A 21,345-nucleotide genomic window follows, 5' to 3' on the forward strand; every position below is an offset into this window, starting at 1 on the left:
GCGGTTTGAGCGGACGAAGCCGCACGTGAACGTAGGGACGATTGGGCATGTGGATCATGGGAAGACGACGTTGACGGCGGCGATCACGAAGGTGTTGAGTTTCAAGGGGTGGGCGAACTATAAGCCGTACGAGCAGATCGACAAGGCGCCGGAGGAGCGGGCGCGGGGGATCACGATAGCGATCAGCCACGTGGAGTATGAGACGGAGAAGCGGCACTATGCGCATGTGGATTGTCCGGGGCATGCGGACTACATCAAGAACATGATCACGGGTGCGGCGCAGATGGACGGGGCGATTTTGGTGGTGAGTGCGCCGGATGGGCCGATGCCGCAGACGCGGGAGCACATTTTGCTGGCGCGGCAGGTGGAAGTGCCGGCGATCGTGGTGTTTTTGAACAAGGTGGACATGCTGGATGATCCGGAGTTGTTGGAGCTGGTGGAGCTGGAGGTCCGGGAGCTGTTGAGCCAGTATGGGTATCCGGGGGAGAGCGTGCCGGTGGTACGGGGGTCGGCGCTGCGGGCACTGGAGTCGAGTGCGACGGATCCGGAGGCGCCGGAGTATGCGCCGATCTGGGAGCTGTTGCGGGTGGTGGACGAGTACATCCCGACGCCGGTGCGGGCGGTGGACAAGCCGTTTTTGATGCCGATCGAGGACGTATTTGGGATCAAAGGGCGTGGGACGGTGGTGACGGGTCGGGTGGAGCGTGGGCGGCTGCGGCCTGGGGAGACGGTCGAGATCGTGGGGCTGGGGCCGACGCGGCAGACGGTGGTGACGTCGATCGAGATGTTCCAGAAGGTGTTGGACGAGGCGGTAGCGGGGGACAACATCGGGTGCTTGTTGCGGGGGATCGAGCGGGACGAGGTTGAGCGGGGGATGGTGCTGGCGGCGCCGGGGTCGATCACGCCGCACACGGAGTTCGAGGCGGAGGTGTACGTGTTGTCGAAGGAGGAGGGGGGGCGGCACACGCCGTTCTTTGCGGGGTATCGGCCGCAGTTTTACATTCGGACGACGGACGTGACGGGGGAGGTCGCGGGGCTGCCGGAGGGGGTGGAGATGGTGATGCCGGGGGACAACGTGCGGCTGCGGGTGGTGTTGGACAAGCCGGTGGCGCTGGAGGAAGGGTCGCGCTTTGCCATCCGCGAAGGGGGCCGCACGGTCGGCGCCGGCGTCGTCACCAAGATCATCAAGTAGGCTGAGGGGTGAGCGACGATGTCGCGCAGACCGGCACAACGGATTCGGATCCGGCTGAAATCGCACGATCACCGGATCCTCGATCAGTCGGCTCGACAGATCGTCGAGACGGCTGAAAGTACTGGTGCAAAAGTGGCGGGACCGATACCCCTGCCCACGCGGATCGAACGGTTCACCGTTATCCGCTCGCCGTTCATCGACAAGGACTCGCAGGAGCACTTCGAGATCCGCACCCACAAGCGGCTGATCGACGTGCTCGAGCCGAGTCCGTCGACGATCCGCGCGCTGATGCGGCTGACGTTGCCGGCAGGGGTAGACATCGAGATCAAGCTCTGAACGTGGGAGACCACGTTCCTGATCATGCTCGTCGTGTGGCGAGGGCACGTGAGAGTGCCTGGGGCCACCAGAGGTAGTGGGGAGAGCCAATGATCGAGGGACTGTTGGGTCGCAAACTCGGCATGACCCAAATCTTCGACGAGGCTGGACGGGCGATACCTGTTACTGTCCTCGAAGTCGGCCCATGCGTTGTCACGCAGGTGAAAACCAAGGAGCGCGATGGCTACGAAGCTGTCCAGCTCGGCTTCGGGCACCGCAAGCGACAGAACAAGCCGATGCAGGGGCACTTACGGGCCTCAGGGGCGTCGCCACGGTATCTCAAAGAAGTCCGTGTCGATGACCCGAGCCAGTTCCAGGTCGGGCAAGTCGTCGACTGCAGCATCTTCCAGCCGGGGCAGCTGGTCGACGTGATCGGCTGGCGCAAGGGACGCGGCTTTCAGGGGGGTGTGAAGCGGCACGGGTTCGCGGGGGGACCGAAGACACACGGACAATCGGATCGGCATCGCGCGCCGGGATCGATCGGGCCGACCACTGACCCCGGTCGTGTCCATAAGGGCAAGCGTATGGCGGGCCGTATGGGACCGGTGCGGGTCACGGTGCAGAACCTCAAGGTCATGCAGGTCGACCCGCAACGGAATCTCGTCCTGGTGCGGGGAGCAGTGCCTGGGCATCCGAACGGACTCGTCATCGTCCGTCATGCGATCAAGCAGCGGCGGGCGAAGGCATCGGCGTGATGGAGGGAGAGCGAGGCATGTTGGTTCCAGTCTACGACCTCGAGGGACGGGCAGTCGACAATATCGAGTTGGCTGACTCTGTCTTCAACATCACGCCGAATATTCCGGTCATGCACCAGGCGCTGGTGCGTCAGCGCGCGAACGCGCGTGCTGGTACGCACGATACCAAGACGCGTGGTGAAGTGCGTGGTGGTGGTCGAAAACCGTGGCGGCAGAAGGGGACGGGCCGGGCACGCCAGGGAAGCATCCGGGCACCGCACTGGAAGGGCGGTGGCGTGGTCTGGGGTCCGCACCCCCGGTCGTATCGGCAGAAGATGCCACGGAAGATGCGCCGGCTAGCGATTCGGTCGCTCCTGTCGGTCAAGCAGCGCGAGAATCAGATCGTCGTGGTGCAGGGACTCAACGAGATCGAGCCGAAGACCAAGGTGATGAAGAGTGTCCTCCAGCGCCTGCCGCTCGCCGATGCACGGTCGACACTGATCGTCGTCGATCAGCGTCGCGAGAACGTGCGGCGAGCAGCCGGGAACCTGGAGGATGTGAAGGTGCTCGTTGCGCACAATATGAATGTCCGGGATGGGCTCAAGTACGAGCGCATGATTCTCACACCTGAGGCGATCGACGTGATCCATCGCCTTTGGGCGCAGGAGGGGGTGTGAGCGATGGAACTCACCTATCAGGAAATCATCCGGCGCCCGCTGATCACGGAGAAGAATACGCGGCTCATGGAGATGAACCAGTACATGTTTGAGGTGCACCCGGCCGCGAACAAGATTCAGATCAAGGAAGCGATCGAGCGGACGTTCAACGTCAAGGTGAAGAAGGTGAACACCATGAACGTTCGCGGCAAGGTGCGCCGCCGATTCCGCAAGCGTGGTGCGCCGATCGTTGGTCGCGAACGATCGTGGAAGAAGGCGATCGTGACGCTCGAACCCGGGTACACGATCGACCTCTTCAGTCAGCTCTGACGCGTCTGAGATGAGGTGTCGCAATGCCGATCAAGGTCTACAAACCGACGACGCCTGGGCGCCGCAACATGTCGGTGCTCACGTATGAGGAGATCACGAAGGACGAGCCGGAAAAGTCGCTGATCGAGCCACTGAAGAAGTATGCCGGTCGGAATAACCGGGGCGTGATCACCACTCGTCACCGGGGCGGTGGGAACAAGCGCTTCTATCGCATCATCGACTTCCGGCGCGACAAGTGGGGCATCCCAGCGAAGGTGGCTGCGATCGAGTATGACCCGAATCGTACCGCTTTCATCGCGTTGTTGCACTACGCGGATGGCGAGAAGCGGTACATTCTCGCACCGCTCGGACTCAGGGTGGGTGACGTCGTGCAGTCTGGGCCGGGATCGCCGATTCGCGTCGGCAATGCATTGCCGCTCCGGGACATTCCCTTGGGGACCTTTGTCCACAATGTGGAGTTGTACCCCGGTCGCGGTGGCCAGCTGGCGCGTGCAGCGGGAGCTGTCGCCCAGGTGGTCGCGAAGGTGGATAATTATGTACATCTACGCCTGCCTTCCGGGGAGATCCGGATGGTGCATGCTGACTGCATGGCCACCATTGGGCAGGTGGGGAATCTCGATCACCAGAACGTGAGTATCGGGAAGGCCGGTCGAAAGCGGCACATGGGGTGGCGTCCGACCGTGCGTGGTTCGGCGATGACGCCGCGTGATCACCCGCACGGAGGTGGAGAAGGAAAGGCACCGCGTGGGATGCCACCGAAGACCCCGTGGGGGGAGCCGGCGCTCGGGAAGCGCACGCGCCGGAACAAGCGGTCAGACCGGTTCATCATCCGGCGGCGCTACGAGGCCTAGCCGGTGAGGAGGTGTCGCGATGGGGCGTTCATCGAAAAAGGGTCCGTACATCGATCCGAAACTGAAGAAGAAGATCGACGAGCTGAACCGAACCGGGGAGCGTCGGGTCATCCGTACCTGGGCGCGTGACTGCACGATTTTCCCCGAGATGGTCGGCCACACGATCGCAGTCCACGATGGACGGCGGCACGTGCCGATCTACATCACGGAGCAGATGGTCGGCCATAAACTCGGGGAATTCGCGCCCACCCGGACGTACCGCGGCCATGGGAAGGACGCTGAGCGGACGACCCGGCGTCGCTGAGTGGTCTGTGTGAGAGGGAGTGGTTCGACATGGAGGTCCGTGCCAAGGTACGCGAGGTCCGGGTGTCACCCAAAAAGGCGCGAATGGTGATCGACGTCATTCGCGGGAAGCCGCTTCAGGAAGCTCTGGCGATTCTGCAAGCGCTGCCGCAGAAGACAGCACCGATCGCCTGGAAGCTTTTGCGGTCTGCTGCGGCGAACGCTGAGCACAACTACGATCTCGATCCTGAGCGGCTCTACATCAAGCGGATCTACGTCGATGAGGGGCCACGCTACAAGCGTTGGCAGCCCCACGCGCGCGGACGGGTCGGGCGCAAGTGGCGCCGGACCTCGCACATCACGGTGATTCTCGATGAGCTACCGGAGAAGGGAGCGCCGCGTGGGTAGGAAAGTCAATCCGATCGGCTTTCGCCTCGGTATCGTCCACGACTGGGAATCAAAGTGGTTCGCTGAGAAGGACCGGCAATACCGGGAGCAACTGCACGAGGATCTCGACATTCGCGAGATCATCCAGCGGGAGCTTCCGCGTGCCGGTATCTCGCGTATCGAGATCCAGCGCGCGGTGAATCGCGTCGACGTGACGATCCACACTGCGAAGCCGGGTGTGGTTATCGGAAAGCAAGGCGCCAATGTCGAGCGACTGCGACAGTTGCTCGAGGCACGCATCGGGAAGAAGGTTCACCTGAACATCCACGAAGTGCGAAAACCCGAACTCGATGCGCGCCTGGTGGCGGAAAGCATTGCGGAGCAAATCACGCGGCGTGTTTCCTACCGTCGAGCGATGAAGCACGCCGCTGCTGCGGCGATGCGGGCAGGTGCGAAAGGAATCAAGATTCGCGTCAAAGGGCGCCTCGGTGGAGCCGAGATGAAGCGGATGGTCTGGGAGATGGTAGGCCGGGTGCCGCTGAGCACCATCCGTGCGAACATCGATTACGCGGTAGTCCACGCTCCCACGATTTACGGACAGATCGGCGTGAAGGTATGGATCTACCACGGTGATGTGCTGCCCGAGGCGAAGCCGACAGCGGCTGCCGCCGGGGTGACGGCTGAATAGGGAACGAGGTGCGACGATGTTGATGCCACGACGGGTGCAACACCGCAAACAGCATCGGTATCGCACGAAGGGGATCGCCTGGCGGGGTAGCACGCTGGCCTTCGGGGAGTACGGCATTCAGGCCCTGGAACCAGCGTGGGTCACTGCCCAGCAAATCGAGGCGGCACGCCGTGCGATCACCAATGCCGTCCGGCGTGGCGGGAAGGTGTGGATCCGCGTCTTCCCGGACAAGCCGGTCACGAAGAAGCCGGCTGAGACACGGATGGGGAGCGGTAAGGGTAACCCGGAATACTGGATGGATGTCGTCAAGCCTGGGCGGATCCTTTTCGAGCTCGCTGGGGTGCGCGAGGAACTCGCCATGGAAGCGCTCACGCGTGCGATCCACAAGCTGCCTTGTAAGTGCCGGATCGTCAAACGCGAGCGACTCGGCGAGACCGTCGGGGAGGAGCAGGCATGAAACCGGACGAACTGCGCGCGATGACAGACGAGCAATTGCGGCAGAAGCTCGAAGAGCTCCGGAACCAGGTACGAGACCTGCGTTTCGCTGCAGCGCTCGGTCAGCTGAAGGACACATCGGCGATTCGCAAGTCCCGGAAGGATATTGCGCGTATCTTGACGATCCTGACCGAGCGCGAGCGTGCACGACTCGCGCAGGAGGGCAAGCTGCCGCCACCCAAGCTGACTCGACGAGAGCGGAAGCGCCGGAAACAGCTGGAACTCCAGCAGCGAAAGGGGTGATCGAGGGTGGAGGAGCGCAGCACACCTCAGCAGGGTTCGACGTCAGCTCCGCAGCAGCGACCGAAACGGCGGGTGACCAAGGTCGGTCGCGTCGTTTCGGATAAAATGGATAAGACCGTCGTCGTGGCGGTCGACTATTGGCGTCGCCATCCGTTGTACAAGAAGACGATCCGTCGCACGAGCAAGTTCTATGCACACGACGAATACAACCTCTGCCGCATCGGTGATCTGGTTCTGATCGAAGAGACGCGGCCGATTAGCAAAACGAAGCGATGGATCGTCCGCAAGATTCTGGAACGTGCGACGCCCGAGGTGCAAGCGGAGATCATCGAGGAGACCGAGGGCGAGGGTGAGGGCGAGCTATGATCCAGCCGCTGTCGAAGCTGGTGGTTGCGGACAACACCGGTGCGAAGGAAATCATGTGTATCCGTGTCCTCGGAGGTTCCAAGCGTCGGTACGGGACGGTGGGGGACCTTATCGTCGCGTCGGTGAAGAAGGCCGAGCCGAATGCGTCGGTCAAGAAGGGCGACGTCGTCTATGCCGTGATCGTGCGCACGAAGAAGGAGTACCGACGCAAAGACGGCTCCTACATCAAGTTCGACGATAACGCAGCGGTGCTCGTGACGCCACAGGGGCAGCCGCGGGGTACCAGAATCTTTGGCCCGGTCGCGCGGGAGCTGAGAGACCGACAGTACATGCGTATCGTCTCCCTGGCACCGGAAGTACTGTGAGGGGTGCCAACCATGGCTGACAAGATCGTCACAGGAGACGAAGTGATCGTCATCCGCGGCAAGGATAAAGGAGCGCGTGGTCGGGTTCGCCGCAACTTTCCGCGGGAAGACCGGGTGATCGTCGAAGGAGTGAACATCGTCAAAAAGCACCAGCGGGCGATCCCCGGTGTGCGGCAGGCTGGCATTATCGAGATGGAGGCACCGATCCACGTTTCGAAAGTGATGCTGATTTGCCCGAACTGCGGCAAACCGACACGCGTTGGTTTCCGCTTCACGGAAGATGGTGAAAAGGTTCGCTATTGCAAGAAGTGTGGCCAGACGATCGAAAAGCCGACTGCACAACGTCGAGCGAAGTGAGGCGAGTGAGCGATGGCGACGGAAGTGCATGAGCGAGTCGAGCCGCGATTGAAGCGCCGGTATCGCGAAGAGGTGGTTCCGAAGTTGATGGAAGAGTTCGGGTACCCACACCGCTTCGCGGTACCGCGGCTCGAGAAGATCGTGCTCAATATCGGGTTGGGCGAGGCAGTCTCCAATCCGAAGGCGATCGACTACGCGATGAACGATCTGGCTGCGATCACTGGCCAACGGCCGGTGGTGCGACGTGCGCGAAAGTCGATCGCTGGTTTCAAGTTGCGGAAAGGCATGCCGATCGGCGTCATGGTGACCTTGCGCGGCAATCGCATGTGGGACTTCTTGGATCGACTGATCGCGATCGCGTTGCCGCGAATCCGTGACTTCCGGGGGGTCTCGTCCCGCTCCTTCGATGGCCGCGGAAATTACTCGCTCGGTCTGCGTGAGCAAATCGTCTTTCCCGAAGTGGATTACGATAAGATCGACAAGGTTCGGGGGCTGGAAGTCACGATCGTGACAACGGCGCGGACCGATATCCAAGCAAAACGGCTGCTGGAATTGCTCGGCATGCCGTTCCGTGACTGAGGACATGGAGGCGAGTAGAGGACATGGCTCGGAAAGCGAAAATCGTCGCTTCTCTGAAACCGCCGAAGTATGCGGTACGCCAGCGGAATCGCTGCAAGTTGTGTGGGCGACCGCGTGCATACATGCGAAAGTTCGGTTTGTGCCGAATCTGCTTCCGGCAGCTCGCTTCGATGGGGAAACTGCCGGGGGTCAAGAAGGCGAGTTGGTGAAGGATGCTGGAACGGTTGAGTGGGACGTGGAGAGCGATGACGGTCAATGATCCGATCGGCGATATGCTCACACGGATTCGGAACGCCGGAATGGGGCGGAAAGCGGAAACCACAGTTCCGGCGTCCAAGATCCTCGTGGAGATCGCTCGCATCCTGAAAGAGGAAGGATACATTGCGGATTACATTGTTGAACCGGCCGAGCCACGACCGATCTTGCGGATTCGCTTGAAGTACACGCCGGACAAGCGGCCTGCGATCCGCGAGATCAAGCGCGTCTCGAAACCCGGTCTGCGCATCTATGTCGGCAAAGACGAGATCCCGCGCGTGAAGGGCGGGCTCGGAATTGCGATTCTCACCACATCGCAGGGGGTGATGACGGATGCGGAGGCGCGCCGTCGTGGCATCGGCGGTGAAGTGATCTGCACAGTGTTTTAGGTCGGGAGGCCGCAGATGTCGCGCATCGGCAAGCGACCGATTCCGATCCCACCTGGTGTGGACGTGCACATTGCCGACGGGCTCGTTCGGGTGAGCGGACCGAAAGGACAGCTGGAACTCAAGGTTCATCCGCAAATGATCATTCAGCGGGTGGATGGAACCATTCAGGTCCAGCGTCCCTCGGATGAGCGCTTCTTCAAGCAGTTGCACGGCTTGTACCGCACCCTGATCGCCAATATGGTGCAAGGGGTGACGGAGGGATTCCGTAAAGATCTGGAGATTCACGGAGTCGGGTATCGTGCGGCGCTCGAGGGGAAGGCGCTCGTTCTCAACGTCGGCTATTCCCATCCGGTGCGGATCGAACCGCCGCCAGGTATCAGCTTTCTCGTCGAATCGCCGACCCGAATCGCCGTCTTGGGTATCGACAAGCAGCTGGTCGGGGAAGTGGCTGCTCAAATCCGTCGCGTCCGTCCGCCGGAGCCATACCAAGGCAAGGGCATTCGGTACGTCGGTGAGGTCGTCCGCCGGAAGGCGGGCAAGACCGGGAAGACAGGCAAGGCACGCAAGTAGCGTCTGTCTCCGGCCTCGGTTGCCGCTCGAAAGCGCCTGATCAGGCGGGGATCGAGCGGCTCATGCGGTGATGGAGGGATAGGATGCGGTTCCAGTACAAGCGGCGACTCTCGCCGCGGAAGCGCCGTCACTTACGCGTTCGGGCGCGAGTTTTCGGTACACCGGAGCGTCCGCGCCTGAACGTTTTCCGGAGCAACAAGCACATCTACGCACAGATCATCGACGATTCGCGCGGCCACACCTTAGTGGCTGCCTCGACCTTGGAGCGCGAGGTGCGGGAACGGTTCCCGGACCCGCATCCGAAGGTGGAGGAGGCACGCGTCGTGGGGCAGGTCATCGGTGAGCGAGCGCTCGCGCAGGGTATCACGAAAGTCGTTTTCGATCGCGGTGGTTACAAGTACCACGGACGGGTAAAGGCGCTCGCAGATGGTGCCCGCGCTGCCGGTCTGCAGTTCTAGTGTGAGGCGAGGGCAACAATGGCGATACTGAAGGAACATCGACGAGTCGATCCGAGCCGTGTTGGCGAATTGCGTGAACGAGTCATCCAAATCGCACGCGTCGCCAAGGTCGTCCAAGGTGGCCGCCGTTTCCACTTCCGGAGCGTCGTCGTGGTCGGTGACGGCCAGGGGCACGTCGGAGTCGGGATCGGCAAGGCCACCGAGGTTCCAGACTCGATCCGGAAGGCGGTCGAAAACGCCAAGAAGAACCTCATCGAGGTGCCGCTCGACCGGGCGACCATTCCACACGAGGTGGAAGTGACGTTCAAGGCGACGCGGGTGCTGATGAAGCCGGCTGCTCCGGGTACCGGTGTCATCGCTGGAGCGGGGGTACGGGCAGTCGCAGAAGCTGCTGGGATCCGCGATTTGATCGCGAAGACGCACGGCAGCAACAATCCCGTGAACGTCACGCAGGCTGCCCTGCTCGCGCTGAGTCAGCTGGAGTCGCCGGAGGAAGTCGCAGCCCGGCGCGGTTTGCCGGTCGAACGCGTCTTGCGTGGTCGACGAAAGCGGGTGGAGAGCGATGGCGAATAAGCGACTCCGTATCACCTACGTGAAGAGCGCGATCGGGTATCGCGAGGAACAGCGTGAGACCCTACGCTCGTTGGGATTGAAGCGGCTCCGTCAAGTCGTGGAGCACCCTGATACCCCAACGATCCGTGGGATGATCAAAAAGGTCCAGCATCTCGTGCGCGTCGAGGAAGTCGACCAGGACAGCGGTCACTGAGGCGGGAGGACCGTCATGAGGTTGCACGAACTGAAACCAGCTCCGGGGTCCAGGCGACCGAAAACTCGAGTCGGACGCGGGATCGCGGCTGGCAAAGGGAAGACAGCGGGTCGAGGAACGAAGGGACAATGGGCGCGCAACCGAGTTCGCCCCGGCTTCGAGGGAGGCCAGAACCCGCTGTATCTCCGCTTGGGGAGGAAGCGGGGTTTCAAGAATCCGTTCAAGATCGTGTTCGAGGTCGTGAATGTCGGACGGTTGAACGATCTGCCGGTGGAGGGCGTGATTACGCCGGGTGTCCTGCGAGCCTATCGGCTGGTTCGCGAGGAGGGGGCACCAGTCAAGATTCTGGGTGACGGTGAGGTGACTCGCCCGCTGCATGTCCGAGCACATGCCTTCTCCGAAAGTGCGCGCCAGAAGATCCTTGCAGCCGGCGGCACCGTGGAGGTCATTCGCTGATGCTCGAAGCAGTGGTCAGTGCGTTCAAGTTGCCCGACCTGCGGCGCAAACTGCTGTTCACGCTCGGTATCTTGATCGTCTTCCGATTCGTGGCGACGATACCGGTACCCGGTGTTGACCAGCAGGCGCTCCAGCGCCTGCTGGAAACCAACCAGTTTCTGGGCGTGCTCAATTTGTTTTCCGGCAGCACGTTGACGAACTTTTCGATCGTTGCACTCGGTGTCTATCCTTATATCACCGCCTCGATCGTCATGCAGCTGCTCACGCCGGTCATTCCGCGGCTCACTGAGTTATCGAAAGAGGGAAACATCGGCCGTGCGAAGATCAATCAATATACACACTGGCTGACTGTCCCATTGGCATTCCTGCAGGCGTACGGACACGCTGCGCTGATGAGCAGTGCGGGCGTATTGCGCGATTTTGGTCTCTTCCAGAGCGACACCTGGCTGCGGAGCCTGGCACTATTGCTTACCCTCACTGCCGGTACGGTGTTTCTCGTCTGGCTCGGCGAACTCATTACCGAAAACGGGATCGGCAACGGGGTCTCGATCATCATTCTCGGCGGTATCGTCGCGCGTCTACCGAGTGCCGTCGGCCGCCTGGTTACCGGTGGTACGCTCTCCCAGAACTTGATTGGAACTGTGGCTTTCTTGGCCATCGGCTTGCTCATTATCGTCGGCATCGTGCTCATCACTGAGGGCCAGCGCCGGATTCCGGTCCAGCATGCTCGGCGTGTGCGACGCGGACGGGTCTACGGAGGCGGGATGACGTACATCCCGCTCAAGGTAAACTCTGCTGGGATGATTCCGCTCATCTTTGCGATTTCGATCCTGCTGCTTCCTGGCATGGTTGCCAACTTCCTCGCAACTTCGGAAATCGGGTGGTTGCGCGATCTGGCCAACGGGCTAGCACGGGTATTCGATCCGAACAGTTTGCCCTATCAGATTGCGTACTTCGTGATGGTGGTCGCGTTCACGTACTTCTACACGTTGATTCTCTTTCAGCAGCAGAACATCGCTGAAACACTGCAGCGTCAAGGAGCCTTCATTCCTGGCATTCGCCCTGGTCGGGCGACCGATGAGTATCTCACCAAGGTGTTGATGCGTATCACTCTCATCGGTGCGCTCTTTCTCGGTGTGATTGCAGTAATGCCCTACCTCGTAGCGAAAATCACGGGTGTGACGGTGCTGTTTCTGAGTTCGACCTCGCTGTTGATCGTGGTCGGGGTGGCGATCGACACGATGCGACAGCTCGAGGCACAACTACTCATGCGGAATTACGAGGGTTTCATCCGCTAGGGGGGCGTGTGGCAGGGCGGTGTCACGTCATTCTGATCGGGCCACAAGGATCCGGCAAGGGCACGCAGGCGGCACGAATCGCTGCACCGCTCGGACTCGTGCATGTTGCGACTGGAGATCTCTTTCGCCAGTTGATGACGCGCGATGACGATCTCGCGCGCGAGGTACGGAGTTACTACGATCGAGGCGAGCTGGTCCCGGACGATGTGACGCTCCGGGTCCTGCTGTCGCGGCTCGATGAGCTCGAGCGAGCGATGCCGAACTATCGCGGGGCACTCTTGGACGGGTATCCGCGTAATCGATCCCAAGCGGAGGCGCTCGATCGCGTGCTCCAGGACCGAGGTGACACGATCGCCGCTGTCGTGCATTTGGCTGTACCGCGTGCAGTACTGATCGAGCGACTCAGCGGACGGCTGATTTGCCCACAGTGTGGTGCGACGTATCATCGCGTCTTCGCTCCCCCGCGCGTGGAGGGACTGTGCGATCAGTGCGGCGCAGCACTCGTGCAGCGCACGGACGATACGCCGGAAGCGATCGCCCGTCGACTCGATACCTACGAGCAGCAGACTGCACCGCTCCTGGAATATTATCGCCAGCGAGGTCTCGTCCTGGACATCGACGGCAATCAACCGATCGACGAAGTCACGCAGGCGATTCTCTCGGCACTGGAACCGGTACTGGGCGATCCTGCCCGATGTCGATCGTCCTGAAGTCACCGAGCGAGATCGAGCGGATGCGGCGGGCCGGGAGGATCGTGGCACGAGTCTTGGACGAATTGCGCTCGCTGGCTCGCCCTAGCGTGACGACCGCAGCGCTCGACGCGCGAGCACGAGAACTGATCGCACGCGAGGGCGGTACGCCCTCCTTTCTCGGTTACCGTGGCTTCCCAGCGGCTATCTGCACGTCGGTGAACGATGAGGTTTTGCACGGTATTCCGGGTCAGCGGCGACTCCGGGAAGGAGATCTCCTGAAAATCGATGTGGGCGTCGAGTGGGGCGGGCTGCATGCCGATGCTGCGGTCAGCGTCATCGTCGGTCGCGGCAGTGTGCTTGCGGAGCGCCTGGTACAGGCTGTTGAAGAGGCGTTTTGGGCGGCATGCTCGGTGGCCACCGTCGGTGCTCATCTCGGTGACATCGGGGCAGCGATCGCGGCGGTCGTACGACAGTACGGTTTTTCGGTGATCGAGGGGTACACAGGACACGGGATTGGGAGAACATTGCACGAGGAACCAGCTGTTCCCAACTGGGGTACACCTGGCCACGGTGTCCGATTGCGCGAGGGGATGACGCTCGCTGTCGAACCGATGGTGAGCGCGGGAAGTGGTGCGACTCGCGTCAAGCGGGACGGGTGGACGGTCGTGACAGCTGACGGGAGTCTGGCAGCGCACTACGAACACACCGTGTGGATCTCGCGTGAGGGACCGGTGGTGCTCACGTGCACGTGAGGACATGGTATACTGCACATTTGTGATGCGTGCGAGTCGATCGCGCGTGAGCGGGGTGGCGTGTGCCGAAGAAGGACGTCATCGAGGTAGAAGGAACGGTCACCGAGGCATTACCGAACGCGATGTTCCGGGTGCAACTGGACAATGGCTACGAAGTGCTTGCGCACGTTGCTGGACGACTGCGCATGCATTTCATCCGGATCCTGCCAGGTGACCGAGTTCGTGTAGAGCTTTCACCGTATGACCTGACGCGCGGTCGGATCACGTATCGATTGCGCGGCCCGACGCGCGGCGAAGAGTAGAGCATCGAGGGGGTGAGGACGATGAAAGTGTCAGCGTCGGTGAAGCGTCGCTGTGCGAAGTGCCGGATCATCCGACGCCACGGAGTGGTCCGGGTAATCTGCGAGAATCCGAAGCACAAGCAGCGTCAGGGATGAGGGGGAGCGATGGCCCGTATCGCAGGTGTCGACCTGCCGCGTGACAAGCGTCTCGAATACGCACTGACCCTCATTTATGGGATCGGGTGGTCCACGGCGCGGAAGATCCTGGAGCGAACCGGCATCGATCCGTGGACCAAAGTCCGGGATCTCACGGACGACGAGGTGCAAAGACTGCGTGACATCATCGAGAAAGAGATGGTCGTCGAGGGTGACCTGCGGCGCCAAGTCGCGATGAACATCAAGCGACTGATCGACATCGGTTGTTATCGCGGACTGCGTCACCGGATGGGTTTGCCGGTTCGCGGGCAGCGAACGCGAACCAACGCGCGCACCCGCAAGGGACCGCGCCCGCGCATCGGTGTGAAGAAGAAGGCGAAGCAGCAGGCGTAAGCCTCGATTGCGCCGTGTATGAAGGAGAGCGGTGAGGATGGCCGATCGAAGACGAGCAGCGCAGCGTGGGGCACGGCCGCGGCGGCGGGAGCGCAAGAATGTGCCGCGTGGGCGTGCCTACATCCACGCGACATTCAACAACACGATCGTCACGATGACGGACCCGAACGGGAATGTGATCGCCTGGGCGAGCGCTGGCTCGAGCGGCTTCAAGGGGACACGCAAGAGCACACCCTACGCTGCCCAGGTCGCCGCTGAGAACGCGGTACGCAAGGCTATGGAACACGGCATGCGGCAGGTTGACGTCTTCGTCAAGGGGGCCGGCGCTGGGCGGGAGATGGCCATCCGGGCGCTCGCGGCAGCGGGGTTGCAGGTCATGTCGATCACCGATATCACGCCGGTGCCACACAATGGGTGCCGGCCACCGAAGCGTCGGCGAACATAGTACGGAAGCGGACGAGGAGGTTCGATGGGAAGGTATATCGGCCCTGTCTGTCGGCTCTGCCGGCGGGAGGGTGTGAAGCTCTATCTGAAGGGTGAACGCTGCTTCGGGCCGAAGTGCCCGATCGTGAAGCGTCATCCGAACAAGAACTACCCGCCGGGGCAACACGGACCGATGCAGCGTGCAGCTCGGCGGCCATCCGAGTATGCACTGCAGCTGCGCGAGAAGCAGAAGTTGAAGAGGGTCTATGGCATTCTTGAGCGACAGTTCCGGCGCCACTACAACGAGGCAGCGCGGCGACCGGGGCTGACCGGCGACAACTTGCTGCAGATTCTCGAGTCCAGGCTCGATAACGTCGTCTATCGGCTCGGATTCGCCGACTCCCGTCGCCAGGCGCGCCAGTTGGTTCGCCATGGTCATTTCCTGGTGAACGGTCGGAAGACGGATATCCCGTCGTATCTGGTGCGCCCCGGTGACATCATCGCCGTACGGCCGGAGAGTCGCCGGCGCGAGTATTTCAAGGTGCTCGAGGAGACGGCGAAGAACAAGTCTGTGCCGGATTGGTTGAGCCGCGACCTGGAGACGATGAGCGGGCGCGTCTTGCGGTTGCCGACGCGCGACGAAATCGATATCCCGCCGGTCAATACGCAGCTCATCGTTGAGTACTACAGCCGGCGGTAATGCATACCGACGCTGAGCGGGGAGGCGAGATTCGTGCTCGACTTTGCACGACCGCGAGTAATCCAGACTCATGCGGCACCGACCTACGGGCGGTTCGTCGTCGAGCCACTCGACCCAGGGTACGGTACGACGCTCGGAAACGCCTTGCGGCGCATCCTTTTGCGCTCGTTGCCAGGTGCTGCGATCACGCGCATCCGCATCGCTGGCGTCTGGCACGAGTTCTCAACGATCGAGGGTGTGCGCGAGGACGTCACTGAAATTGTGCTCAACCTCAAGGGCGTTCGCTTGCGCGCTTTGACGGAGTTCCGCGAAGCGCGTGCGACGCTCTTCGCGCAAGGCGAAGGGGTGGTGCGAGCTGGCGATATCGATTGGCCGGCGGAAGTCGAGGTCGTGAATCCCGACCATGTCATTGCGACCTTGGATAACGATGACGCTCGATTGGAGATGGATCTCTGGATCGGGCGTGGCCGCGGTTATCTGCCAGCTGAGGCGCAAGAGATCCGTTCGATCGGAGAGATTCCGATCGATGCCATCTTTACACCGATCCTCAAGGTCAACTATGTCGTCGAACACACCCGGGTTGGTGGTGCGACGGACTATGACCGTTTGATCCTGGAAATCGTGACCGACGGAACGGTCGAGCCACAGAAAGCGCTGATCGAAGCTGCACGGATTCTCGTGCAGCATGCCAGATGGATCGCCGAGTTCGAGAGCGAGAGGACCGAGGAACCGACTGAAGAGTGGGGACCATCGCACGTGGATGATTCGCGACTTCTTTCGGAGATCGGGCTGTCGCAGCGTGTGCTGAACGCGCTGCGCGCTCGGGGTATCGAGCGAGTCAGCCAAGTGCTCCAGATGCGCCCGGATCAACTCCTGGGTATTCGCAATTTCGGCCCCCGAGCGTTACAGGAGCTCCGGGAGCGGTTACAGGAAAACGGCTACACTGAGGGACCGCTCTTCACCGGAGCGATTCCCGAGGTGAGTGTCAGTGCCGGTGAGAGCGAGGAGGAGTAACCGTGCGACATCGTAAGGGAGGGCGGAAATTCGGCCGCCGAACCAATGCGCGGAAGAACCTCTTCCGCAATCTCGCCGTGTCGCTGATTCTCCACGAGCGTATGACGACAACTCTGGCGAAAGCGAAGGCGGTGCAGCCGATCGTCGAGAAGCTCGTCACACTGGCTCGGGAGGACACGGATTATCACCGACGTCTCGCGCGGGCACGGCTCGGTGATGAACGAGCAGTCGCGAAGCTCTTCGAGGTTATCGCACCGCGGTTCGTGGGGCAACCCGGAGGCTATACCCGCATCTATCGGATCGGTCAGCGACGCGGAGACGGAGCGCCGCTCGCGCTGATCGAGTTCGTCGCCTGACGGTACCAGCGATGACGCGAGCATGGAAGTTCAGCGCTATCGCATCGACTTCGGCTACGAGGGGACGGCTTTCAGTGGTTCCCAACGGCAGCCAGGATTGCGAACTGTCCAAGGCGTGCTCGAAGAAGCCTTGGCGCAGCTTGCGGGCCAACCGGTTCGGACGGCATTGGCTGGGCGGACGGATGCCGGAGTCCATGCGGTCGGACAAGTGGCGAGCTGTGACTTGCCGTGGCGACATGGAGAAGCGACCCTGGCTCGGGCGCTACGGGCCTGGCTTCCGGAGGATGTCGTCGTCTTCCGCGCCACGGTCGCGGTTCCTGGCTTCCATGCTCGTCGCTGGGCCATCGACCGAGAGTACCGGTACCGCATCTGGTTGGGAAAGCGCCCGCCGCTGCTTCTGCGCCGCTTCGTGTGGACCTACCCCGGGGACCTGGATATGGGCCTTCTCCAGCGTGCGGCCAGGTTGTTTCTCGGGGCGCATGACTTTCGGTCATTTGCGGGTCACGGTATGGGGGGGCCGAAGGCGACCACTCCGCGCATACGCACGATCACGGTCTCGGAATGGCACGTTCTGGAACCGGCGGTCGAACGGCACGAGCGTGAGGCACTGTTGTTGGAATACCGTGTCAGGGCGAATGGCTTCCTTCCCCAAATGGTGCGCACCATGGTTGCCGCACTCGTGCGAGTGGGAAGCGGGATGGAGCCGCCGGATTGGATTTCGGAGCTGCTCGCTCGGCACGACCGACGGCTCGCACCGCCTCCGGCACCACCGAGCGGGCTCGTTCTCTGGCGAGTCCGCTATCCGGAGGATCTCGGTGAACAGCGATTCACTGAGCACGCGAGCGGAACGGGCAGAGAGCGATGATTCAGGCAACGAATCGGGGAGCGGACAGCGATGACGGTCAAGGCGCAAAAGCGCAAGTACCTGCAGCGAACCTACGTGGCGAAGCCAGGCGAGGTCGAGCGCAAGTGGTGGGTCGTCGATGCCGAGGGGAAGCGACTGGGCCGCCTGGCAAGCCAGATCGCAGCGATCCTCCGTGGGAAACACAAGCCACAGTACACACCGCATGTCGATGTCGGTGACTTCGTGATCGTGATCAATGCAGAAAAGGTACGCTTGGCTGGGACGAAGGAACGCGACAAGATCTACTGGCGGCACTCGCAGTACCCCGGTGGTCTGCGGTTGATGACCTTCCGGGAAATGATCCAGAAGCACCCGACCCGTCCCATCGAACTGGCTGTGCGACGGATGTTACCGAAGGGTCCGATGGGCCGGAAGCTCTTCAAGAAGCTGAAGGTCTATGCAGGCCCGAATCATCCCCATGCGGCACAAAAGCCTGAAGTCCTGAACATCGAGGCCTGAGGTCAGAGAGGAGCGTGAGCGACGTGGTCGAAGCGGCCCGAACGCAGCAGACAGCGCACACGAAACTCGTGTATTACTACGGGCTCGGGCGCCGCAAAACAGCGGTGGCACGTGTCCGCCTCTATCCGGGTACCGGTCAGATCATCGTCAACGGTCGGCCGGCCGACCAGTACTTTGGAAACCGCCTCCTCTATTACGTCATGATCACCGAGCCTCTGCGCCTGACCGGATTGCAGGACCATTTCGATATCCGGGCGCGCGTCGTCGGTGGTGGACTTTCTGGCCAAGCTGGTGCGATTCGCCACGGTGTGGCGCGAGCTCTTCTTCGATACAACCCTGACCTACGGCCGGTACTCAAGCGCGCCGGTTTGCTCACGCGCGATCCGCGCATGAAGGAGCGCAAGAAGCCAGGTCTCAAGCGTGCTCGAAAGGCGCCGCAGTACACGAAGCGCTAAACCGGCGCGGCTAGGCCCGGCACTGTGTCGTTGTGTGATATCAGTTCCCCTCGCTGAGGCGCAAGCACGCGCCTCAGTTCGTTTCCGGAGTGCTGCCCGGTATCGAGGAGGGCGAAGGATCGCGTGGATCGTTGAGCCACTGTCGGACAGCCGCGATCGCTCCCGCGAGTCGTTGAACGATCAGCCGCGGACGGACGGCAAAAAGTGGAACCGGACTCAATTCCAGGGTGAGCGATCTGGCATACCCCGACGATCGGAGCGTACGAAGAACGGAGCCGAGTGCCAACCGGCCGCTACCCGGGAGCCGATGGTCGCGCAGCAGGGCATTGGCAAGCGCGAACTTGAAATCGCGGTCGTGTGCATCGCTCAGGTGCACGTGTGCGAGACGCGGTAGGCAAGAGTGCAGCGATGGCACGAGATCCCAACCGAGGCTCGCAGCGTGTGCTGTATCGAACGTGATCGCGAGATCCCATTCCTCGACGAAACGAAGGAAAAGCTCGATCGAATCATACGGCGCGGGACGGTCCGTTGCGGTGTGTTGTCCGAGAATCTCGACGCCAACCTTCAGTCGGGCATCCCTCTCCATCCGAGCGGCTTGCAACGCGCGTAGCCAGTAATGCGCATGGGCAATTGGTCGAGGAGGATGAACGACGACCACTGTACAGTCGGGAAGCGTCTGCGCGAAGTGCACGGAATCGCGGAGTTCGCTCGTTGTGCAATCCCGCCATGGTGCGAGGACGGCGTGCACAGCGCGGATCGGCACACCGAAATCCCGTGCGCGTTGGGCTAATCCGAAGGGATCGCGATGGATCAAGTGGGGCGTCAGAAGCAGCTCAATGCCGTCCGCACCAGCAGCGGCGATAATCCGAAAGCGTTCGTTCAGCGGCAACCACGGAAGCGAGCCGGTGGAGAACAAAACCTGCATCGATGCCCCTTGCACTCGTCGAAAGACGACCGCGTGGTACGGCGACAGTGTAGCACGTGACGATCGGAGCTGATGCTGTCAGGTCATAGTCATAGGGGAGGGACGCTCGCGAGCAGAGCCTGCTCCACCGCAACTTCGGTTGCCGTAGCGACTTTGAGGATGCGTGTTGGTGGTGTCGGCGCTTCGTCGCGTGCGAGAACGAAGACCGTATCGCCGTCGAAGATGGTGTGGGCTGGACGGATGACGCGTGCCAGCGCGTCGTGGGCTGCGATCGCCATGCGTGTCAGGGCGTGGTAATCGAGCGCGAGGTCGGTCACGACCACGACGAGTGTCGTGTTCGTTGCGGCTTCAAAGTCGGGTAGAGGGATACGCAAGATCGCTTCCCGGCTATCGCGCCAACCACTGTCCTGAGTGCGGACACCGGCGACGATCCGGCCGGTTGCCGGATCGATGATATCTCCAAGGGCATTGACAACAGCGAGTGCCGCGAGATGACCGCCCTCGACTGCAAGGAAATGCGTTCCGATGCCGGTCGGGGTGGCGCCCTCTCGGCCGAAAACCTTCCCGACGGTGGTTCCTGCTCCAGCGCCGAAACGACCGTTCTGCCAACCATCGGGTCGTGCGGCCGAGCAGGCGGCGTAACCGGCATCGGCATCCGGATACACGAGGTCAGGCCCGCTCAAGTCATAGACGACGGCCGCAGTGACGATCGGAACGGGAAACACCGGTGTCGGAAAGCCCTGACCACGCTCGCGGAGCCAGCGTACCACTCCCTCTGCTGCCGCGAGACCGAAAGCGCTCCCGCCTGTCAACAGAACGGCATCGACTCGCCGGACGAGGCTACCAGCGGTCAAGAGGTCGGTCTCGCGTGTTCCCGGAGCACCGCCGCGCACATCGCGAACAGCGACAGCAGGTCGTTCAGCGAGGATCACGGTACAGCCGGTTCGTCCAGTCGGATGTGTCCAGTGCCCGACAGCGAAGCCGGGTACGGTGAACACAGTCATGGCGAGGTCCTCTCCGTGAGTTCCAAAACCAGTCCCGGTCGAGCGATCTCCACCGGTTTACCGAACTCCCGTACCGCAGCGGCAAGCTGCAGCGCAAAGTTGTTGTTCGACCAGTAGTGTGTCAGAACGACCTGTCGAGCCTCGATGAGTGTCGCCATCCGACCAGCTTCACTGATCGTGAGGTGCCCTTCACGTTCTGCAGGTGACGCATCGTCCGGTAGAGTGGCTTCGATGATCAGAAGGTCAGCGCCGCGGAGAAACGACACGAGCTGTTCATCCCAGCCCGTGTCAGCGGTGTATGCGATGGTCCCTCTTCCTGGAATCTCCAGTCGCATCGCCCAGCACGGGATCCAATGACGGGTTCGATGAAAGCGGATGTGCCACTGTTCCAGGGCGAGTGGCGCAGTCGGGTCGAACTCGAGAAACTCATAGGTTTCCTCGAAAAAAGACGTTTGTCCGTCGCTGTCGTGGGCCAGCGTGAGTCCGAGCGCGTCGAAGAAAGCCCGCCCGCCAGGCGGGATCCAAACGGGAAGGTGCCGTCGCCGTAAGCCTGGGGCGTATTTGAGCCCGTAACGCAGCGGAATGAGGTCGAGCATGTGATCCTGGTGGAGATGCGAGAGCAGGATCCCGTAGAGATCGTCGAGGCTCACGTGGGCGAGAAGTTCGGGGATGATCCCCGGTCCACAATCGAGCAGGAGGTTGATCGTACCGTCCGAGACGAGATACCCGCTGCAACCTTGTCGCGGGTTCGGACACGCGGCACTGCCTCCGAGCACGATCACGCGCATGCGCTACTCCC

Annotated in this window: 37 protein-coding genes and 1 pseudogene; 35 read left to right on the forward strand and 3 right to left on the reverse strand. The window is 61.8% G+C overall.

Translation table 11 applies throughout. The features are described from left to right. From tuf to rpsI, 35 genes and pseudogenes are all read left to right on the forward strand, one after another. Nucleotides 1-1,192 (forward strand): elongation factor Tu (gene tuf / locus OO015_RS00005; protein ID WP_265938555.1); only part of this gene is annotated, 1,192 nt, incomplete at its 5' end. 18 nt (nt 1,193-1,210) lie between these two features. Beyond that, complete coding sequence (rpsJ, locus tag OO015_RS00010; protein ID WP_265938558.1) at nt 1,211-1,528, forward strand: 30S ribosomal protein S10; 318 nt, start codon at nt 1,211-1,213, stop codon at nt 1,526-1,528. A gap of 89 nt (nt 1,529-1,617) precedes the next feature. Continuing rightward, the gene (gene rplC, locus OO015_RS00015) at nt 1,618-2,262 is read left to right on the forward strand and encodes a 50S ribosomal protein L3 (protein ID WP_416236557.1); all 645 of its coding nucleotides are present in this window, start codon (nt 1,618-1,620) and stop codon (nt 2,260-2,262) included. 17 nt (nt 2,263-2,279) lie between these two features. Continuing rightward, nucleotides 2,280-2,918 (forward strand): 50S ribosomal protein L4, encoded by a 639-nt coding sequence (gene rplD, locus OO015_RS00020; protein WP_265938560.1) that lies wholly within the window; start codon nt 2,280-2,282, stop codon nt 2,916-2,918. A 3-nt stretch (nt 2,919-2,921) separates the two neighbouring features. Further along, complete coding sequence (gene rplW, locus OO015_RS00025; protein WP_265938562.1) at nt 2,922-3,227, forward strand: 50S ribosomal protein L23; 306 nt, start codon at nt 2,922-2,924, stop codon at nt 3,225-3,227. A gap of 23 nt (nt 3,228-3,250) precedes the next feature. Next, complete coding sequence (rplB, locus tag OO015_RS00030) at nt 3,251-4,078, forward strand: 50S ribosomal protein L2 (RefSeq protein ID WP_265938565.1); 828 nt, start codon at nt 3,251-3,253, stop codon at nt 4,076-4,078. Between the two features lie 19 nt (nt 4,079-4,097). Continuing rightward, nucleotides 4,098-4,382 carry a 30S ribosomal protein S19 gene (rpsS, locus tag OO015_RS00035; RefSeq protein ID WP_015921944.1) on the forward strand — a complete coding sequence of 95 codons (285 nt, stop codon included), beginning with the start codon at nt 4,098-4,100 and terminating at the stop codon, nt 4,380-4,382. 29 nt (nt 4,383-4,411) lie between these two features. Then, the gene (gene rplV / locus OO015_RS00040) at nt 4,412-4,768 is read left to right on the forward strand and encodes a 50S ribosomal protein L22 (protein WP_265938567.1); all 357 of its coding nucleotides are present in this window, start codon (nt 4,412-4,414) and stop codon (nt 4,766-4,768) included. Then, the gene (gene rpsC, locus OO015_RS00045; RefSeq protein WP_265938569.1) at nt 4,761-5,435 is read left to right on the forward strand and encodes a 30S ribosomal protein S3; all 675 of its coding nucleotides are present in this window, start codon (nt 4,761-4,763) and stop codon (nt 5,433-5,435) included. Before rplV ends, rpsC begins: the two co-directional genes overlap by 8 nt. 16 nt (nt 5,436-5,451) lie before the next feature. Then, nucleotides 5,452-5,892 (forward strand): 50S ribosomal protein L16, encoded by a 441-nt coding sequence (gene rplP / locus OO015_RS00050; RefSeq protein ID WP_265938571.1) that lies wholly within the window; start codon nt 5,452-5,454, stop codon nt 5,890-5,892. Next, nucleotides 5,889-6,071, forward strand: a pseudogene (gene rpmC, locus OO015_RS14120) (50S ribosomal protein L29); the annotation flags it as partial. The gene rplP and the pseudogene rpmC, both read left to right, overlap by 4 nt. Before the next feature lie 174 nt (nt 6,072-6,245). After that, nucleotides 6,246-6,539 (forward strand): 30S ribosomal protein S17, encoded by a 294-nt coding sequence (gene rpsQ / locus OO015_RS00060; protein WP_265938575.1) that lies wholly within the window; start codon nt 6,246-6,248, stop codon nt 6,537-6,539. Beyond that, entirely contained in the window at nt 6,536-6,904 is a 369-nt protein-coding gene (rplN, locus tag OO015_RS00065; protein WP_265938577.1) for a 50S ribosomal protein L14, read from the forward strand. The genes rpsQ and rplN overlap by 4 nt, the downstream gene beginning before the upstream one ends. Before the next feature lie 12 nt (nt 6,905-6,916). Then, the gene (gene rplX, locus OO015_RS00070; RefSeq protein WP_265938579.1) at nt 6,917-7,261 is read left to right on the forward strand and encodes a 50S ribosomal protein L24; all 345 of its coding nucleotides are present in this window, start codon (nt 6,917-6,919) and stop codon (nt 7,259-7,261) included. Between the two features lie 12 nt (nt 7,262-7,273). Continuing rightward, a complete protein-coding gene (gene rplE / locus OO015_RS00075; protein ID WP_265938582.1) occupies nt 7,274-7,840 on the forward strand; it encodes a 50S ribosomal protein L5 in 567 nt (188 codons plus the stop codon). 23 nt (nt 7,841-7,863) lie between these two features. Continuing rightward, a complete protein-coding gene (locus OO015_RS00080; RefSeq protein ID WP_265938584.1) occupies nt 7,864-8,049 on the forward strand; it encodes a type Z 30S ribosomal protein S14 in 186 nt (61 codons plus the stop codon). Nucleotides 8,050-8,085: 36 nt separating this feature from the next. Then, complete coding sequence (gene rpsH, locus OO015_RS00085; protein WP_265938586.1) at nt 8,086-8,484, forward strand: 30S ribosomal protein S8; 399 nt, start codon at nt 8,086-8,088, stop codon at nt 8,482-8,484. A 15-nt stretch (nt 8,485-8,499) separates the two neighbouring features. Then, nucleotides 8,500-9,054: a 50S ribosomal protein L6 gene (rplF, locus tag OO015_RS00090; RefSeq protein ID WP_265938589.1), complete on the forward strand. Its 555-nt coding sequence runs from the start codon at nt 8,500-8,502 to the stop codon at nt 9,052-9,054. Between the two features lie 83 nt (nt 9,055-9,137). After that, nucleotides 9,138-9,512: a 50S ribosomal protein L18 gene (gene rplR, locus OO015_RS00095; RefSeq protein ID WP_265938591.1), complete on the forward strand. Its 375-nt coding sequence runs from the start codon at nt 9,138-9,140 to the stop codon at nt 9,510-9,512. A gap of 18 nt (nt 9,513-9,530) precedes the next feature. Beyond that, nucleotides 9,531-10,085, forward strand: coding sequence for a 30S ribosomal protein S5 (gene rpsE, locus OO015_RS00100; RefSeq protein ID WP_265938593.1), 555 nt, complete (start codon nt 9,531-9,533; stop codon nt 10,083-10,085). Beyond that, nucleotides 10,075-10,278, forward strand: a complete 204-nt coding sequence (gene rpmD, locus OO015_RS00105) for a 50S ribosomal protein L30 (RefSeq protein ID WP_265938597.1) — start codon at nt 10,075-10,077, stop codon at nt 10,276-10,278. Before rpsE ends, rpmD begins: the two co-directional genes overlap by 11 nt. A 15-nt stretch (nt 10,279-10,293) precedes the next feature. Then, nucleotides 10,294-10,734, forward strand: a complete 441-nt coding sequence (gene rplO / locus OO015_RS00110; protein WP_265938598.1) for a 50S ribosomal protein L15 — start codon at nt 10,294-10,296, stop codon at nt 10,732-10,734. Continuing rightward, nucleotides 10,734-12,032 (forward strand): preprotein translocase subunit SecY, encoded by a 1,299-nt coding sequence (gene secY / locus OO015_RS00115; RefSeq protein WP_265938600.1) that lies wholly within the window; start codon nt 10,734-10,736, stop codon nt 12,030-12,032. Before rplO ends, secY begins: the two co-directional genes overlap by 1 nt. Nucleotides 12,033-12,040: 8 nt before the next feature. Continuing rightward, on the forward strand, nt 12,041-12,742 hold the full coding sequence (locus tag OO015_RS00120) for an adenylate kinase (RefSeq protein ID WP_265938602.1): 702 nt from the start codon (nt 12,041-12,043) through the stop codon (nt 12,740-12,742). Continuing rightward, a complete protein-coding gene (gene map, locus OO015_RS00125; protein WP_265938604.1) occupies nt 12,727-13,476 on the forward strand; it encodes a type I methionyl aminopeptidase in 750 nt (249 codons plus the stop codon). Before OO015_RS00120 ends, map begins: the two co-directional genes overlap by 16 nt. 62 nt (nt 13,477-13,538) lie before the next feature. Further along, nucleotides 13,539-13,778 (forward strand): translation initiation factor IF-1, encoded by a 240-nt coding sequence (gene infA, locus OO015_RS00130; protein WP_265938606.1) that lies wholly within the window; start codon nt 13,539-13,541, stop codon nt 13,776-13,778. 21 nt (nt 13,779-13,799) lie between these two features. After that, nucleotides 13,800-13,913 (forward strand): 50S ribosomal protein L36, encoded by a 114-nt coding sequence (rpmJ, locus tag OO015_RS00135; RefSeq protein WP_252129199.1) that lies wholly within the window; start codon nt 13,800-13,802, stop codon nt 13,911-13,913. 9 nt (nt 13,914-13,922) lie between these two features. Continuing rightward, complete coding sequence (gene rpsM / locus OO015_RS00140; RefSeq protein WP_265938608.1) at nt 13,923-14,306, forward strand: 30S ribosomal protein S13; 384 nt, start codon at nt 13,923-13,925, stop codon at nt 14,304-14,306. A 37-nt stretch (nt 14,307-14,343) separates the two neighbouring features. Beyond that, the gene (gene rpsK / locus OO015_RS00145) at nt 14,344-14,751 is read left to right on the forward strand and encodes a 30S ribosomal protein S11 (protein WP_265938610.1); all 408 of its coding nucleotides are present in this window, start codon (nt 14,344-14,346) and stop codon (nt 14,749-14,751) included. A gap of 24 nt (nt 14,752-14,775) precedes the next feature. Then, a complete protein-coding gene (gene rpsD, locus OO015_RS00150; protein WP_265938612.1) occupies nt 14,776-15,429 on the forward strand; it encodes a 30S ribosomal protein S4 in 654 nt (217 codons plus the stop codon). 33 nt (nt 15,430-15,462) lie between these two features. Continuing rightward, a complete protein-coding gene (locus OO015_RS00155) occupies nt 15,463-16,443 on the forward strand; it encodes a DNA-directed RNA polymerase subunit alpha (protein WP_265938614.1) in 981 nt (326 codons plus the stop codon). Nucleotides 16,444-16,445: 2 nt separating this feature from the next. Further along, entirely contained in the window at nt 16,446-16,799 is a 354-nt protein-coding gene (gene rplQ / locus OO015_RS00160; protein ID WP_265938617.1) for a 50S ribosomal protein L17, read from the forward strand. Nucleotides 16,800-16,821: 22 nt separating this feature from the next. Continuing rightward, a complete protein-coding gene (gene truA, locus OO015_RS00165; protein WP_265938619.1) occupies nt 16,822-17,664 on the forward strand; it encodes a tRNA pseudouridine(38-40) synthase TruA in 843 nt (280 codons plus the stop codon). A gap of 30 nt (nt 17,665-17,694) precedes the next feature. Beyond that, nucleotides 17,695-18,162 carry a 50S ribosomal protein L13 gene (rplM, locus tag OO015_RS00170; protein WP_416236558.1) on the forward strand — a complete coding sequence of 156 codons (468 nt, stop codon included), beginning with the start codon at nt 17,695-17,697 and terminating at the stop codon, nt 18,160-18,162. 23 nt (nt 18,163-18,185) lie between these two features. Further along, the gene (rpsI, locus tag OO015_RS00175; RefSeq protein WP_416236576.1) at nt 18,186-18,617 is read left to right on the forward strand and encodes a 30S ribosomal protein S9; all 432 of its coding nucleotides are present in this window, start codon (nt 18,186-18,188) and stop codon (nt 18,615-18,617) included. A gap of 73 nt (nt 18,618-18,690) precedes the next feature. On the opposite strand, the gene OO015_RS00180 is transcribed toward rpsI, so the two are convergent. The 3 genes from OO015_RS00180 to OO015_RS00190 all read right to left on the reverse strand — a co-directional run bounded on the left by OO015_RS00180 (nt 18,691) and on the right by OO015_RS00190 (nt 21,334). Beyond that, nucleotides 18,691-19,542: a sugar phosphate isomerase/epimerase family protein gene (locus tag OO015_RS00180; protein ID WP_265938621.1), complete on the reverse strand. Its 852-nt coding sequence runs from the start codon at nt 19,540-19,542 to the stop codon at nt 18,691-18,693. Nucleotides 19,543-19,631: 89 nt separating this feature from the next. Next, on the reverse strand, nt 19,632-20,546 hold the full coding sequence (locus OO015_RS00185; RefSeq protein ID WP_265938623.1) for a P1 family peptidase: 915 nt from the start codon (nt 20,544-20,546) through the stop codon (nt 19,632-19,634). Then, entirely contained in the window at nt 20,543-21,334 is a 792-nt protein-coding gene (locus OO015_RS00190; RefSeq protein WP_265938625.1) for an MBL fold metallo-hydrolase, read from the reverse strand. Before OO015_RS00190 ends, OO015_RS00185 begins: the two co-directional genes overlap by 4 nt. Nucleotides 21,335-21,345 lie beyond the last annotated feature (11 nt).

It is taken from the genome of Thermomicrobium sp. 4228-Ro, from assembly GCF_026241205.1.
Lineage (GTDB): Bacteria > Chloroflexota > Chloroflexia > Thermomicrobiales > Thermomicrobiaceae > Thermomicrobium.